This window comes from Luteibacter jiangsuensis (genome assembly GCF_030812295.1).
GTDB lineage: Bacteria > Pseudomonadota > Gammaproteobacteria > Xanthomonadales > Rhodanobacteraceae > Luteibacter > Luteibacter jiangsuensis_A.
The window spans coordinates 519393-534226 of sequence record NZ_JAUSSK010000003.1; the positions used below are offsets into that span (position 1 = coordinate 519393).

Consider the following 14834-nt stretch of genomic DNA (forward strand, 5'->3'; position numbering starts at 1 on the left):
CATCACTGCATGCACGCAAGGTAATCGGTGCGTCTTTGTCTGGGAAATGGCGATGGTCGGATGCTTCTCGCTGAGCAAGTGAGAGCAGTCGCAGTTCGTCGAAGTCATGCGATGGTCTTCTACGACAATCTCGATGCTTCAATAACGCGCATCCCCATCGCACTGCATCCGAGGACTACAGACAGCCAATCGTTGTTTTGTTGCGGTCGCGCTCGGGATTTTTCTACATGGTTGGCCGAGTCTACGGTTCAGTGCAAGCTATACGCCGAAATCTCTACAGGCTGATGGCCCTGATATCGGGGTCAAGGCCTTAACGTGGCTCTCGAAGAATTATTCGCTACCGGTGGAGTTCCGTACGAGGTGTGTCCCGTCAAGCTCATTGAATCTTTCTAATGTGATCTCGGTCGGTTTGCTCGCGACGGGATCCCGGCTCCCCTAAAGCTTTCCCCCACCCAGCCGATAAGCCCATCGAACGACCCCCCGGGCGATGCGCGCCAAGGGTCCCAACGGTACGGACGATGGCGAAGAAATCCTCCAAAGACACGCCCCGCGCCCCGCTCACGCTGGAGGCGGACCTGCGCATCGGCAGCGCCCCGGCCTTGCGCGAGACACTGCTGGCCGTCCTGTCGGCGGGGCAGGCCGTCGAGATCGACGCGGCCGCCGTGGTCCAGACGGACACCGCCGCCCTGCAGGTGCTCGCGGCCTTCTCGCGCGACGCGCGTGCCGCGGGCGTCCCCGTGGCCTGGACAGGGGTCAGCGACACCCTCCGCCGTGGCGTGTCCACGCTCGGCCTCGATGCTTTGATTGAACTGCCGGCCCAAGCCGGCGTGAACTGAAGGTGCTCCCATGGCAAAGATTCTTGCGGTAGACGATTCGGCTTCCATGCGCAGCATGGTCGCCTTCACCCTGCGTGGCGCCGGTCACGATGTCGAAGAAGCCGACAATGGCCAGGCGGCCCTGGACTCGGCGGGTAACCACAAGTTCGACCTGATCCTCGCCGACGTGAACATGCCGGTGATGGACGGCATCACGATGGTTCGCGAGATCCGCACGCGTCCGGGTTACAGCGGCGTGCCGATCCTCATGCTGACCACCGAATCCAACCCCGAGAAGAAGATGGAAGGCAAGGCCGCCGGCGCCACCGGCTGGCTGGTGAAGCCGTTCGATCCCGACCAGCTGCTGGCCACCGTGGCCCGCGTGCTCGGTTAATCCGTTCCAAGACGTTCCGGCAATCCAGGGTCCACCCATGTCCAAAGTCGATCTGGCGCAATTCCACAAGGCGTTCCACGAAGAGAGCCTCGACGGTCTCGACGCCATGGAGCAGGCCCTCCTCGCGCTGGACGAGGGCGCCGACGATCCGGAACTGATCAATGTCGTGTTCCGCGCCGCCCATTCGATCAAGGGCGGTGCGGCGACGTTCGGCTTCACCGACGTGGCCGCCTTCACACACGTGGCGGAAAACCTGATGGACGAGGTCCGCAGTGGCCGCCGTCCGATGGAAAAGGCCGTGGTGGAGCTGCTGCTCCGCTCGGGCGACACCGTGCGCGACATGCTGGCGTTGTCGATGGCGGGCCAGCCGGCGGCCACCGCCGAGAGCCAGGCCTTGCTGGCCGAGTTGTCGGCCATGGTGTCCGGTGGTTCCGCCGCGCCGGTGGCCGCGAAGGCCGCCGCACCCGCCGAAGCGATCGAAGGCTGGGACATCGCCTTCCGTCCGTTCGACTACCTGCTGAAGACCGGCAACGACCCGGCACGCATGTTCCGCGAACTCGCCGCCCTCGGCCCACTGGGCGTCGAATGCGACGCCAGCAAGCTTCCCCCACTGGCCGACATGGACGCCTCGTCGTCCTACCTCGGCTGGACGCTCCGCCTCGATGCCGGTGCCACGCGTGCGGCTGTCGAGGGCGTGTTCGACTGGGTGGACGGCGACTGCGACCTCACGCTGACGCCGCGTATCGCCGCGCCGGCACCGGTCGCCGCCGCACCGGCCGCGGCCGCGCCGCCACGCGCCGTGCGCGAGCCGGCCGCCAACAGCGAATCCAGCTCGGTCCGCGTCGGCATCGAGAAGATCGACACCCTGATCAATCTCGTCGGCGAGCTGGTCATCACGCAGTCGATGCTCAGCCAGTTCCACGACGGCGTGGACGCATCGCAGCTGGAAATGCTCCGCCATGGCCTCGCCCAGCTCGGGCGCCATACGCGTGAGTTGCAGGAAAGCGTCATGAGCATCCGCATGCTGCCGATCAGCACGGTGTTCAACCGTTTCCCGCGCCTGGTCCGCGACCTGGCGCAGAAGCTCGACAAGAAGGTCGTGCTCGACCTCCGTGGCGAGACCACCGAACTGGACAAGACCGTGCTGGAGAAGATCGGCGATCCGCTGGTCCACCTGGTGCGGAACGCCATCGATCACGGCCTGGAAGTCCCCTCGAAGCGCCTCGCATCGGGCAAGGGCGACACCGGCACGCTGCGCATGGAGGCCTTCCATCGCGGCGGCTCCATCGTGGTGGAAGTGGCTGACGACGGCGCGGGCCTGAACCGCGACGCCATCGTGGCCAAGGCCATCCAGCGCGGCATCATCGCCTCGGGCGAGGGCATGTCCGACGACGCCGTGGCCGACCTCATCTTCGAGGCGGGGTTCTCCACCGCCGCCGCCACCACCGATCTTTCCGGCCGTGGCGTGGGCATGGACGTGGTCCGCCGCAACGTCATGGATCTGGGCGGTACCGTCGGCATCCGCAGCGTGCAGGGCAGTGGCACGACGTTCACGATCACCTTGCCGCTCACCCTCGCGATCATCGACGGCCTCACCGCCGCGGTGGGCGAGGAGACCTATATCGTGCCGCTGGTCTCGATCGTCGAATCCGTGCAGGTGAAGCCGGATGCCGTCCGCAGCGTGGCCGGTGGTGGCGAACTGTTCCGTTTCCGCGAGCACTGGTTGCCGATCGTCCGCCTGTTCGATGTCTTCGGTTGTGCGGGACGCCGGCGTGCCCTCGACGAGGGTATCGTCATCGTGGTGGAAGGCGAGGGCACGCGTATCGGCCTGTTCGTCGATGAGTTGATCGGGCAGCAGCAGGCGGTGGTGAAGTCGCTGGAGGCCAATTACCGCCGGGTGGCCGGGATTTCCGGTGCGACCATCCTGGCCGACGGCTCGGTCGCGTTGATCGCGGATGTGACGGGGCTGGTTCGCATGCAGGGGCGGCGCAAGGCTGCTTGAGCCAGCTGTGCTGGCTGTTTGAGGTGGGAGCCGGCCTTGTGGGAGCCGACTTTGTCGGCGATGGGTGCTTGCCGAAACCTGGCCCGCTGCCGCGGGATCGCCGACAAAGTCGGCTCCCACCAGAGCAAGGTTTCTGCCAGAGCAAGGTTCCCTCCAGAACGAGGCTCCCTGCGGGAGTCGGCTCGCCTCTTGGCGCTCCTGCCGGTGGCTTGGGCTCTTGCCAAATCCGGCGTACTTCGCCCTCAAGTCCCCGCGGCAGCGGCCGATACCCCTGGGGAAGGGGTCCCGAACCGCCGATCCGATCCGCCGTGGGAACGACATGAACCAGCAAGCCAGCTACGCCACCGCTACCGATGCGTCCGACGAGGCCGCGCAGTACCTCACCGTCAACCTCGGCAGCGAGGAATACGGCGTCGATATCCTCGCCGTTCGCGAGATCCGTGGCTGGACACCGGTCACGCGCATTCCGCAGGCGCCGCCCTATGTGCTGGGCGTGCTCAACCTCCGTGGCGCCATCGTCCCCGTGCTGGACCTTCGCCTGCGCTTCGGCCTGGCCTCCGAGGAATACACCGCCACCACCGTCTGCGTGATCGTGATGGTCGCCGGGCGGCAGTTCGGCGTCGTGGTCGACGCGGTCTCCGACGTGATCGACGTGCTGCCGGGTGCGGTTCGTCCGGTTCCCGATATGGGCACCACGGTGGACACCGAATACCTCAAGGGCCTGACCTCCGTCGGCGAGCGCATGGTGCTGCTGCTCGACGTGGATCGCCTGTTGCAACCGCAAGACGCCCAGATGCTCGAGGTCGCCCTGGCCTCGCCGGAAGTGAAAGCCGTCGCCTGAGCCTACGAACGCGCCGGCGGCCACGGGCCAGCCGGCATGTGATGCCCGGTTTGCCTTTGCCGCACTTTGCCGATTGGAATCGTGATGAAGAAGTTCAAGTTCAAAGTTCCCGCCCTGACCGTCCGCGGCCGTCTCTACGGCGTACTCGGTTTGCTCACGCTCATGCTCCTGGGCGGCGCGGCCGTCGGCCTGGGTGCGATGCACTTCCAGAACGAAGGCATGCGCCAGATCTATCAGGAGGAACTCGTTCCTTCGGAGATGCTGACCCGCATCAACACGAACTCGCTGATGTCCTTCATCGTGCTGGGTGAAGCCGCTGCGAAGGTCGGCAATCCCGACCAGGTGAAGCAGAAAGTCGCCGAGTTCCAGAAGTACCAGGCCGACATGAATGCCACCAAGGTGGAGTTCCTGAAGGTTCCGATGTCCGCCGACGTCAAGAAGCTCTACGACAAGTGGCAGTCGACGAACACGGACTATGATCAGGCGAAGTCCGACATGATCGACGCGCTGAACCAGGGGGATCAGGGCGCTTCCGATGTGCTCGAACTCCAGGTGCGCCCATTGCTGATGGACCGCCAGAACCAGTTGACCAAGCTGGTCGAAGCCAAGCGCGACGAAGCGGCAGCCATCTACGCCAAGGAGAGCGCACAGTACAAGACCGTCCGCGCACTCAGCATCACGTCGCTGGCCATCGGCCTGTTCATCTGCCTGTTGATCGCCGTGCTGGTGATCCGGTCGATCATCCGTACCCTTGCACAGACGGTGGACGTCGCGCACCAGATCGCCGAAGGCAAGCTGGGTCATGACATCCAGGTCACCCGCAACGACGAGCTCGGCCAGTTGCAGTCCGCATTCCGTGCGATGGACGAGCGCCTCAGTGCCATCGTCTCGGAAGTGCGCCATGGGTCCGGTTCGGTCAGCACCGCCGCGCAGCAGATCTCGCGCGGCAACGACGACCTCTCGCAGCGCACCCAGGAGCAGGCCTCCAGCCTGGAGGAAACCGCTTCGTCGATGGAGGAGATGACCTCCACGGTGAAGCAGAACGCCGAGAACGCCAGCCACGCCAACCAACTGGCCCGTGGCGCGCGTGAGCAGGCCGAGCGTGGTGGTGAAGTGGTCGCGCAGACGGTCGTCGCCATGCGCGAGATCAACAGCTCGAGCAAGAAGATTTCCGACATCGTCAGCCTCATCGACGAGATCGCCTTCCAGACCAACCTGCTGGCGCTCAATGCGGCAGTGGAAGCGGCGCGTGCGGGCGAGCAGGGCCGCGGCTTCGCCGTCGTGGCGACCGAGGTGCGCAACCTCGCCGGCCGCTCGGCCAACGCCGCCAAGGAGATCAAGGGCCTCATCAACGACAGCGCGAGCAAGGTCAAGACGGGTTCCGAACTGGTCGACCAGTCGGGCAAGGCCCTGGCCGAGATCGTCGAGAGCGTGAAGAAGGTGACCGACATCGTCGCCGAGATCGCCGCCGCCAGCTCCGAGCAGTCCGCCGGCATCGACCAGGTGAACCACGCCGTGCTGCAGATGGACGAGATGACCCAGCAGAACGCCGCGCTGGTCGAGGAATCGGCCGCCGCCGCGCGTGCCATGCATGAGCAGGCCACCGAGCTCAGCCGCCAGGTCGCCTTCTTCCAGATCGCCGGCCAGGCCTCCGCCAAGGCGGCAGGCAAGGGCGTCCGCAAGGACGTGGCCAAGGAAGAGATGGAAACCGTGTTCGCCGCCGTGCGCAGCGCCCCGGCGCCGCGTGCACCGCGTCCGGCGGAGTCCGCCGACGCCGGTGCGTGGAAGGAGTTCTGATCGATGAGCGCGCTCGTCAACAACGGCGATACCGTCGGGCTGGCGAGCGCGACGGGGCCTAGCCTCGGCGAAGCCGAATTCACCTTCCTCCGCGAGTTCGTGCTGCAGCACTGCGGTATCTCGCTCGGCGAACACAAGCGCCAGCTGGTCCAGGGGCGCCTGCTCCGCCGGCTTCGCGCGCTGGGCCTCTCCGGCTTCGCCGGCTACTGCGACCTGCTGCGCCGCGATCCCGCGTCCGAACTCGGCGAACTGGCCAGCTGCATCAGCACGAACGTCACCTCGTTCTTCCGCGAGATGCACCACTACGACATGCTCGTGGACGAGCTCCTGCCACGCTGGCTGGAGGAAAAGCGCGGCGGCGGCCGCCTGCGCATCTGGTCCGCGGGTTGCTCCACGGGTGAAGAACCGTATGCCATCGCGATGGTGCTCGCCGAGGCGCTCGAGCGCACCGGTGCCAACGTCGATGCGAAGATCCTCGCCACCGACCTCTCACCGCAGGCCCTCGAGGCCGCGCGCAAGGGCATGTACGCGATCGACCGCCTTGGCGGCGTCAGCGATGCCCGGCGCAAGCGTTGGTTCCTGCGTGGTGAAGGTGCCTACGACGGCTATGCGCTGGTGCATCCGCGCCTGCGCGAGCTGGTCTCCATCCAGCCGTTGAACCTGCTGCACGAGTGGCCGATGCAAGGCCGGTTCGACGCGATCTTCTGCCGCAACGTCGTCATCTACTTCGACAAGCCGACCAAGCAGCGCCTGTTTTCCCGTTATGCCGGCATGCTGGAAAGCCGCGGCTACCTGTTCCTCGGTCACTCGGAATCCATGTACGGACTGTCCGAGGACTTCGACCTGATCGGCCGGACGGTCTACCGGAAGCGTACATGAGCGACACGTTCGTCGTACAACCACGAACCTTTGCGGGTTTCGACCCGAAGAGCGTGCTGCCGGGCTTCGAGCACGTGCGCCGGTTCTGGGATCCGGCGCAGGAAGTGGTCACGGTGAAGATCCTGCCGGGCGAGTATTACGTCAGTACCCAGGAAGAAATGATTTCCACGGTGCTGGGTTCCTGCGTGTCGGCGTGCGTGCGCGACGTGCGGCGCCGTATCGGTGGCATGAACCACTTCATGCTGCCCGAGCCGGCGGGCGAGCGCGACAGCTGGAGTTCCACCGTTGGCCGCGCCGCGCGCTACGGCAACGACGCCATGGAGCAGCTGATCAACGCGATCCTCAAGGCAGGCGGCAAGCGCGACGACCTCGAGGTGAAGATCTTCGGCGGTGGCCGCGTGCTGGCCACCATGACCGACATCGGCCAGCGCAACATCGCCTTCGTGCAGCGCTATATCGCCACGGAGAAGCTGAAGCTGTGCGCGGCCGACGTGGGCGACATCTACCCGCGCCAGGTGCAGTTCTTCCCGGTGAGCGGCAAGGTCCGCGTACGCCAGTTGCGTTCCACCCACGACCATAGCCTGGCCGATCGCGAGAGGCGATACCTCAAGCGATTGGCCGACGATCCGATAAAGGGAGAGGTGGAGCTGTTCTGACGCATGCCGTCGGGGCCTCGCCTCATCATCGATTTCCGTTCGGCGTGCCGGCACGGACGTTTCACCACCGAGTTGCAAGAGCCCATGCAGAAAGTACGCGTTCTCATCGTCGACGATTCGGCCCTGGTACGTAAGGTGCTGTCGACCATGCTCGAGTCCGATCCGGGCATCGAGGTGGTCGGTACCGCCGCGGACCCGCTGATCGCCCGCGACAAGATCAAGCAGCTCAATCCCGACGTGCTCACGCTGGACGTCGAGATGCCGCGCATGGATGGCCTGACCTTCCTTGAGAACCTGATGCGCCTGCGGCCGATGCCGGTGGTGATGGTGTCGACGCTGACCGAGCGAGGTGCCGATGTCACGCTTCGCGCACTGGAGCTGGGGGCGGTGGACTTCTTCACCAAGCCCGCCGCCGACCTGGCCAACACCTTCATGGAGCACGCGCCCGAGATCTGCGCCAAGGTGCGTTTGGCGGCCGGTGCCAAGCCGCGTGAGCGCACCGCGGTGGCCAGGCTCGACGTCGCACCGCGATTCTCCGCGGATGCGGTGCTGCCGCGCGCACAGACGGCGGGCAGTCGTGGCGGCACGCGGATCATCGCGATCGGCGCGTCCACCGGTGGCACGGAGGCCATCCGTGTCGTGCTCGAAGCCATGCCGCCCACGGCACCGCCCATCGTCATCACCCAGCACATCCCGGCGGCGTTCAGCGGCCCGTTCGCCGCACGCATGGATTCATGCTCGGCGATGCGCGTGTGCGAGGCACGCGACGGCCAGCCCATCCAGCCGGGCCATGCGTACATCGCTCCCGGAAGCCAGCACCTGCTGGTGATGTGGGATGGCGCGCGCCACGTTTGCCGCTTGCATGACGGTCCGCCCGTGAACCGGCACAAGCCGGCTGTGGACGTGCTGTTTCGCTCCATGGCGGCCAGCGTCGGCGCCGCCACCATCGGTTGCCTGCTGACCGGCATGGGCGACGACGGTGCGCGCGGTCTTGGCGAGCTCAAGGAAATCGGTGCCTCGACCCTGGTCCAGGACGAAGCCAGTTCCGTCGTCTGGGGCATGCCCGGCGCCGCGTGGAAGGCGGGCGCCGCCAGTGAGATGTTGCCGCTAGACGCCATTGCCGCGCGCCTGCTCGCGCTTGCCCATACCCCCGTGCCCGCCGCCGCCCGCGTCGGCACCTGAACAACGAGATGTCATCATGTTGATCCCCAAGAACGAGCACTCCGTCGGCTTCACCGCCAGTGCGATCGCGCTGGTCCTGGTCCTGGTGTTCCATTCGGTCTGGGTCGCCCCGGTCGTGGTGGCCCTCCTGACCGCGACCTGGATCGCGATCAGCTTGCGTTCGGCCCCCGTGCCCGAGGTGGAAGTGGTGCTGAGCAGCCACGCCAGCGACGAGGCGTCGGTGCGCGAAGCGATGGAAGACGTCCGTAGCGCCATCGTCGACGAACTCGGCCATGCCAGCCGCGAGCTCAACCAGGCGCTCGACCTGCTGCGCGATGCCGTCGCTGAACTGGGCGGCGGTTTCAACGGCCTGTCGCACAAGACCGGCAAGCAGCAGAAGCTGCTCAGTGAAATCATCGAAGGCGGTGGCAAGGGCATTTCGGTGCAGGATTTCGCCGACCGCACGGCTGGCCTGCTCGAGCACTTCGTGGGCCTGATCGTGCAGCTGTCGCGCGAGAGCCTGCGCATCGTCTACCGCATCGACGGCATGGCGAAGGAGATGGACGCCGTGTTCGCGCTGTTGAAGAACGTCAACACGATCGCGGAAGAGACCAACCTGCTGGCGCTGAACGCGGCGATCGAGGCCGCGCGCGCCGGTGAGTCCGGCCGCGGTTTCGCGGTGGTGGCGGGCGAGATCCGCAACCTCGCCCAGCACAGCAACCAGTTCAACGAGAAGATCGGCACGCACGTGGAGCGTTCGCGCACTGCGATGGAGCAGCTGCGCGAACTGGTCGGCCACATGGCGTCGCAGGACATGAACGTGGCGCTGTCCGCCAAGGGCGGCATCGACGAGATGATGGCGACCATCACCGAGTCCAACGCCCGCACCAGCGCGGCGGCCGATGAAGCCGCCTCGATCAACCGTGGCCTGGGCAACGACGTCTCCACGACGATCCGTTCCCTGCAGTTCGAGGACATCCTCAGCCAGTTGCTGCACCAGACCCGCTCGCGTCTGGTCGAGCTCCAGGAAATCACCGCCGACTGCACCCGCGACATCGAGGAACTGGCTTGCGCGCCCGCCGACGCCAGCGAACTCGGCGCCCGCGCCCAGCGCGTCCGTTCCCGCCTGGCCGAGCAGCGTGAGCGTGCCCGCCTGCGCTCGCGCGGTCCCGCCCTCCAGCAGTCCATGGCTGCCGGCGATATCGATCTGTTCTGAGGAAAGCATCCATGGCCATCAACGTGCATCACGATACCGAACAGGGCTGCCTCACCCTTCATCTGGGCGAGCGCTTCGACTTCTCGATCCATCGCGCCTTCCACGATGCCTGCCTGGGCGAGGTCAGCCCGGCGCGCAGCTACGTGCTGGACCTGGAACAGGTCACCGGCATGGATAGTTCGGCGCTGGGCATGCTCATGCTGCTGCGAGAGCACGCCGGCGGCGACCGCGCCGAGATCCGCATCGTCAATGCCGGCGCCGACCTGCGCAACACCCTGCGTATCGCGGGCTTCGACAAGCTTTTCACCGTGCACTGAAGCGGCATTTCGACCGATACGGTTTCACGGAACGCCCCGGTTCGCCGGGGCGTTTTTTTCTTCCGGTGGGAACCGACCCTGTCGGCGACCCCGCTGCCGTGGGATCGCCGACAGGGTCGGCTCCCACCACACCGCTTTTTTGCCGAAAAGTCATGGCGGAAGGTCGCCGGACTGCCGCTTTTGCGTACATGACGGGGGCCGTCTGGGCGTCTCATGAGCACGGGTGTGACGCGGGTCACAGTCGACGTTCGGCTCCCATATGGCAGGGGGCACTACCCAAGGCGCATGCGCCCAAGGAGTGATCATGAGCGAGCAGAAATTCACGAAGGTCCTTACCCGTACCTTGTTGGCGAGCTGCATCCTCGCCGCGTCGGTATCCATCACGGCCTGTAGCGGCCATGGGTCCACCCGGTCGGGCGGATCGGGCAGCACGGTGAACCCGGGCGGTGCGGGTGGCACGGACGGTGGCGGCGATGGCACCGGGGGAACGGGGGGCGGAACCGGCGGGACCGGGGGTGGCACGGGTGGCACCGGCGGCGGTACCGGAGGAACCGGTGGTGGCACAGGCGGTGGTGGTGGAACCGGCGGTGGTGGCGGTGGTGATGGCGGCGGGGACGGTGGTGGCACCGGTGGCACGCCCGCGCCGAGCAATGCCGTAGGCACGATCGCCACGGGCGCCGGCAACATCGTTTCCGCCATTGGCGGTGCGGTGTCTGGCATCGGCACCCAATTGCCCTCGACGACCATCCTCGGTGGCACGAGCGGGCTCACGGACGGCCTCGGCAGCGCCGTCGACGGTCTGGGCGGCGCCGTGACCACGCTGGGCGACGGCATCAGCGATGGCCTCGGTCAGATCGGCAACATCTCCGATCCCATCGGTACGACCACCGACAGCCTCGGCAATGTCGTCACCCAGGTGGGTGGCGCGGTGAACGACCTCGGCGGTGGCGTGAGCACCGTGGGTGCGGGCACGCCGATCACCCCGATCACGAGCGCCCTGGGGAGCACCGTGTCGTTCGTCGGCTCCGGTGTGGAACAAATCGGCGGCACGCTGGATGGTGCGCTCGATTCGTCCGCGGCGAACTCGTTGACGCAGGCCCTCAGCGATGCGGTGACGCCGATCGCGGGTGCCTTGGGCGACAGTACGTCACCGATCTCATCGAGCAACCTGATCGCGGCAGCAGGCAACGCCTCGGGCAGCCTGGTCGGCGGTACGAGCGAGGGGATATCGAGCCTGGGCGCGAGCCTGGCCAGCGCACCGGTTCCCGGTCAGCTGGGTGGGCTCACTTCGACCCTCGGCGGCACGGTGGAAAGCGCGGGCGGGGCACTCGCACCGTTGAGCACGGGCTTGTCGTCCGGCCTCGGCACCGCGGCGCCTGGCGCGGGCGACACGGTAGGCACGACGTTGGCAGGCGCGACGGGAACCGTCGCGGCACTGGGTGGCACGGTGTCCGGCGTTGGTTCCGGCACGCTCGCGCCGCTGGCGCCATTGACCACGACGCTGGGCGGTGCCGTGACGACGATCGGTAACGGCGCGACCGCGGCGGTCGATTCGGGTGGAGCGCTGTCCGGTGTTACCGGTGCGGTCAGCACGGTCGTCAACGGTGTCGCCGGTGCTACGGGTACCGGCACGACCAGCGGCGGAAGCACGGGCGGCACGGCCGCGTTGGGTGGTGTGGTCACGGGCGTGACCAACACCGTCGGTGGCGTGGTGGGTGGACTGGTCGGTGGCCTGACGGGCGGCGCGATCGGTGGTACCACCGACGCCGATGCTGGCGGGACCTTGAAGGGTCTGTTCGGTAAGCGCCGCTAAGGCGCAGCGGCGGCGGGCGGTGCGAACGCATCGTCCGCCGCGGCCTTCGGGCATGTGCGCGAGGCGGCCGCCCGCGCTGAGTCAGTCACCAGGGAGAGTCCATGAATCGATGGTTCGGCTGCCTTCTGGGCATGACCGTCGTATGTTCCTCGCAGGCGCAGGTACGCGCCCCCGCCAATCCCTTGCAGACCCTTCCACGCACGGAGACGCCGCAACAGGCGCCTTCGGTGAAGGTCAATGTGCAGGCCCCCAGCCGGGCGCTCGAAGCCTTGCTCGCCAAGCACCTGACACCCTCGCGCTTCGACGTGACCGGGGTGAAGTCGATCCCGTTCGCCGAGGTAGCCGCGGTGTTCGCGCCGATGCGTGGCAAGGACACGACCGTGGGCGAGCTGATCGCCGCGGCCGATCGCGTCACCGCCATGTACAAGACCCGCGGCTACGCCTTGTCGTTCGCCTTCGTGCCGAACCAGACGTTCGCGGGTGGCGTGGTGAAGATCCAGGTCGTGGAAGGCTACGTCGCCAGCGTGGACGTACGTGGGGATGCGGGTAACCTCGATGCACGCATCCGCGCGATGGCCGCGCATGTCGTCGGCGAGCGCCCGTTGCGCCAGGATACATTCGAGCGCTACACGCAGTTGCTCGGCCAGCTGCCCGGACTGAAGGTCGCGGCGAACGTCGCTCCCCCCACGACGACCGACGGTGCAACGAAGCTCGACCTGGACGTGAAGCGGCAACGCTACGACCTGACCTATGGCCTCGACTTCAACCATCCTGGCGTGCAGGGCGTACTTTCCGTCCTCGAGAACGGTGCGACACCGCTCGGCGAACAACTGAGTGTTTCCACACTGTTCCCCAACGGCGGAGGCCAGCGCCTTTATTCGGCGGCATATCTCCAGCCGATCGGTTCGCGTGGCTGGCAGGGCAGGGTGGATGCCAGCCGCTACTGGGGCCAGCCCGACACCGACGAGCAATTGCCCTCCTACATCGATCACCGGTTGACGCAAGAGCGGCTCGCGCTGTCGACCATCTATCCGTTGGTCTTGAGCAATACGCGTCGGGTCAACCTCACGATGGGTATCTACGCGTCGCGGCAGGACGATCGCTATCGCAATCTCGATACGGGCGTGATGCTCGCCTTGCAGTCGAGCGTGCGTGTGCTCAATACCGAAGTGTCCTGGCTGAAGGTGGGTGAAAAGAGTTCGCGCCAGTTCAGCTTCGCGGTCGCGCACGGATTCGACGGGCTGGGCGCGTACTCGCGCGCGCTGAGTAACGTCGGCGCGCTCGGGATCGCCATGCCGGACGTGTCTTTTACCCGCTACACCGCGAACCTGGCCTGGTCGGCGCAGTGGGCGCATCGCCTCGGTACGGTGCTGCGCGCGACCGGCCAATACAGCGACGACGCGCTGCCATCGACGGAGCAGATCAACTTCGGCGGGCAAAGCTTCGCCTACGCGTACGATCCCGGCGATGCCGCCGGCGACAGTGGCTGGGCGGTCTCGGCGGAACTGAACCGGAGTTTCGTGTCCGGGACGAAGTGGATCAAGTCGGTCGTGCCGTACCTGGCGTACCAGACGGCGCGCGTCTACCTCAACGGGGCCCGGCCGCTCATCGACCGGTTGGATTCCGCGGCTGTCGGCGTGCGTGCTTCGGACAGCAAGCACTATTCCATCGATTTCGCCCTGGCCTGGCCGACGGGCGACAAGCCGCCGGAGAGCAACGACCGGGATATGCGCTGGAACCTCACCTTCAGCTACAAGCTCATGTAACGGCCACCCACCGAGCCTTCACGACAGCGGGGCGAAGATCGTGCGACCCAGCCGCGCCGAGCCCCGCCATGCCCCTGTCCCTCCATCCGCCGCCGATCCGTTTCGACGAGGCGCTGGAGCGCGTCGAGCCGGACGAGGCCGAAACCGTCGAGCAATTGGTCGAGACCCTCACCCGCATCAACCGGACGACGCTGGAACACGACAAGCACGCGCACCGCTCCGTGCATGCGAAGAGCCACGCCTTGCTCACCGGGGAGCTGATCGTGCCCGGTGACCTGCCACGGGAACTGGCCCAGGGCATCTTCGCGCGGGAGGGGCGTTATCCGCTGGTCATGCGCCTGTCGACGGTTCCGGGCGACATCCTCGACGACAGTGTCTCCACGCCGCGTGGGATGGCGGTAAAGATCATCGGCGTGGAAGGAGAACGCCTGCCCGGCAGCGATGGTGACGTGACCCAGGACTTCGTCCTGGTCAACGGCCCGGTCTTCTCCGCGCCGAACGCCAGGCGCTTCGCCAGTTCGCTGAAATTCGTCGCGGCGACGACCGATCGCGCGGAAGGGGCCAAGAAGGCGTTATCGGTCGTGCTTCGCGGTACCGAACGCGTGATCGAGGCGTTCGGCGGGAGGAGTGCCACCTTGCTCGCCCTGGGTGGTCAACCGGAGAGCCATCCGCTGGGCGACACGTATTACAGCCAGGCGCCGCTGCGCTTCGGCGACTACGTGGTGAAGCTGTCCATCGCGCCGCACTCGCCGAACCTCACCGCGCTGACCGACGCCGAGCTCGACCTCGACGGCAAGCGCAATGGGTTGCGCGAGGCGATGGTGGAGTATTTCGCCGGCCAGGGCGGCGAATGGGAGGTGCGCGTGCAGTTCTGCACGGACCCGGAAACCATGCCGATCGAGGATGCATCGGTGGCATGGCCGGAGGAGAGGAGTCCCTACATCGACGTTGCGCGCATCGTGCTGCCGCCGCAGCCCGCATGGAATGCCGTACGGCGTGCCGCAATCGACGACGGACTGGCTTTCAGTCCCTGGCACGGCATCGCCGCGCACCGTCCGCTCGGTTCGGTGATGCGTGCGCGCCGCGTGGCGTACAAGGTGATGGCGCGGTTCCGTGCGCACCACAATGGGATGACGATCCGCGAGCCGCGTTCCATCGCCGATCTGCGGATATAGGG

The 14834-nt window shown here is 66.6% G+C and carries 13 protein-coding genes; all 13 read left to right on the forward strand.

Features of this window, described 5'->3' with window-relative positions; genetic code table 11:
- Positions 1-518: 518 nt before the first annotated feature.
- The 13 genes from J2T07_RS12400 (at position 519) to J2T07_RS12460 (ending at position 14832) form a co-directional block, all read left to right on the forward strand.
- Complete coding sequence (locus J2T07_RS12400; protein WP_306850378.1) at positions 519-836, forward strand: STAS domain-containing protein; 318 nt, start codon at positions 519-521, stop codon at positions 834-836.
- Positions 837-846: 10 nt separating this feature from the next.
- On the forward strand, positions 847-1209 hold the full coding sequence (locus J2T07_RS12405; protein WP_306850379.1) for a response regulator: 363 nt from the start codon (positions 847-849) through the stop codon (positions 1207-1209).
- 37 nt (positions 1210-1246) lie between these two features.
- Positions 1247-3211 (forward strand): chemotaxis protein CheA, encoded by a 1965-nt coding sequence (locus J2T07_RS12410; protein WP_306850380.1) that lies wholly within the window; start codon positions 1247-1249, stop codon positions 3209-3211.
- Between the two features lie 319 nt (positions 3212-3530).
- A complete protein-coding gene (locus J2T07_RS12415) occupies positions 3531-4052 on the forward strand; it encodes a chemotaxis protein CheW (RefSeq protein ID WP_306850381.1) in 522 nt (173 codons plus the stop codon).
- Between the two features lie 84 nt (positions 4053-4136).
- The gene (locus J2T07_RS12420; protein ID WP_306850382.1) at positions 4137-5849 is read left to right on the forward strand and encodes a methyl-accepting chemotaxis protein; all 1713 of its coding nucleotides are present in this window, start codon (positions 4137-4139) and stop codon (positions 5847-5849) included.
- A gap of 3 nt (positions 5850-5852) precedes the next feature.
- A complete protein-coding gene (locus tag J2T07_RS12425; protein ID WP_306850383.1) occupies positions 5853-6728 on the forward strand; it encodes a CheR family methyltransferase in 876 nt (291 codons plus the stop codon).
- Entirely contained in the window at positions 6725-7384 is a 660-nt protein-coding gene (cheD, locus tag J2T07_RS12430) for a chemoreceptor glutamine deamidase CheD (protein ID WP_306850384.1), read from the forward strand. The genes J2T07_RS12425 and cheD overlap by 4 nt, the downstream gene beginning before the upstream one ends.
- Positions 7385-7468: 84 nt before the next feature.
- The gene (locus tag J2T07_RS12435; RefSeq protein ID WP_306850685.1) at positions 7469-8566 is read left to right on the forward strand and encodes a protein-glutamate methylesterase/protein-glutamine glutaminase; all 1098 of its coding nucleotides are present in this window, start codon (positions 7469-7471) and stop codon (positions 8564-8566) included.
- A gap of 16 nt (positions 8567-8582) precedes the next feature.
- Complete coding sequence (locus J2T07_RS12440) at positions 8583-9761, forward strand: methyl-accepting chemotaxis protein (RefSeq protein WP_306850385.1); 1179 nt, start codon at positions 8583-8585, stop codon at positions 9759-9761.
- Between the two features lie 11 nt (positions 9762-9772).
- Positions 9773-10078 carry an STAS domain-containing protein gene (locus J2T07_RS12445; protein ID WP_306850386.1) on the forward strand — a complete coding sequence of 102 codons (306 nt, stop codon included), beginning with the start codon at positions 9773-9775 and terminating at the stop codon, positions 10076-10078.
- Positions 10079-10382: 304 nt separating this feature from the next.
- Positions 10383-11891: a collagen-like triple helix repeat-containing protein gene (locus J2T07_RS12450; protein ID WP_306850388.1), complete on the forward strand. Its 1509-nt coding sequence runs from the start codon at positions 10383-10385 to the stop codon at positions 11889-11891.
- A gap of 101 nt (positions 11892-11992) precedes the next feature.
- Positions 11993-13657, forward strand: a complete 1665-nt coding sequence (locus J2T07_RS12455; RefSeq protein ID WP_306850390.1) for a ShlB/FhaC/HecB family hemolysin secretion/activation protein — start codon at positions 11993-11995, stop codon at positions 13655-13657.
- A gap of 68 nt (positions 13658-13725) precedes the next feature.
- Positions 13726-14832, forward strand: coding sequence for a catalase family protein (locus J2T07_RS12460; RefSeq protein ID WP_306850391.1), 1107 nt, complete (start codon positions 13726-13728; stop codon positions 14830-14832).
- The last annotated feature ends 2 nt before the right edge of the window (positions 14833-14834 follow it).

Coding starts and splice junctions, on each gene's coding strand:
- J2T07_RS12400 (WP_306850378.1), top strand. CDS start 519: ATGGCGAAGAAATCCTCCAAAGACACGCCCCGCGCCCCGCTCACGCTG.
- J2T07_RS12405 (WP_306850379.1), top strand. CDS start 847: ATGGCAAAGATTCTTGCGGTAGACGATTCGGCTTCCATGCGCAGCATG.
- J2T07_RS12410 (WP_306850380.1), top strand. CDS start 1,247: ATGTCCAAAGTCGATCTGGCGCAATTCCACAAGGCGTTCCACGAAGAG.
- J2T07_RS12415 (WP_306850381.1), top strand. CDS start 3,531: ATGAACCAGCAAGCCAGCTACGCCACCGCTACCGATGCGTCCGACGAG.
- J2T07_RS12420 (WP_306850382.1), top strand. CDS start 4,137: ATGAAGAAGTTCAAGTTCAAAGTTCCCGCCCTGACCGTCCGCGGCCGT.
- J2T07_RS12425 (WP_306850383.1), top strand. CDS start 5,853: ATGAGCGCGCTCGTCAACAACGGCGATACCGTCGGGCTGGCGAGCGCG.
- cheD (WP_306850384.1), top strand. CDS start 6,725: ATGAGCGACACGTTCGTCGTACAACCACGAACCTTTGCGGGTTTCGAC.
- J2T07_RS12435 (WP_306850685.1), top strand. CDS start 7,469: ATGCAGAAAGTACGCGTTCTCATCGTCGACGATTCGGCCCTGGTACGT.
- J2T07_RS12440 (WP_306850385.1), top strand. CDS start 8,583: ATGTTGATCCCCAAGAACGAGCACTCCGTCGGCTTCACCGCCAGTGCG.
- J2T07_RS12445 (WP_306850386.1), top strand. CDS start 9,773: ATGGCCATCAACGTGCATCACGATACCGAACAGGGCTGCCTCACCCTT.
- J2T07_RS12450 (WP_306850388.1), top strand. CDS start 10,383: ATGAGCGAGCAGAAATTCACGAAGGTCCTTACCCGTACCTTGTTGGCG.
- J2T07_RS12455 (WP_306850390.1), top strand. CDS start 11,993: ATGAATCGATGGTTCGGCTGCCTTCTGGGCATGACCGTCGTATGTTCC.
- J2T07_RS12460 (WP_306850391.1), top strand. CDS start 13,726: ATGCCCCTGTCCCTCCATCCGCCGCCGATCCGTTTCGACGAGGCGCTG.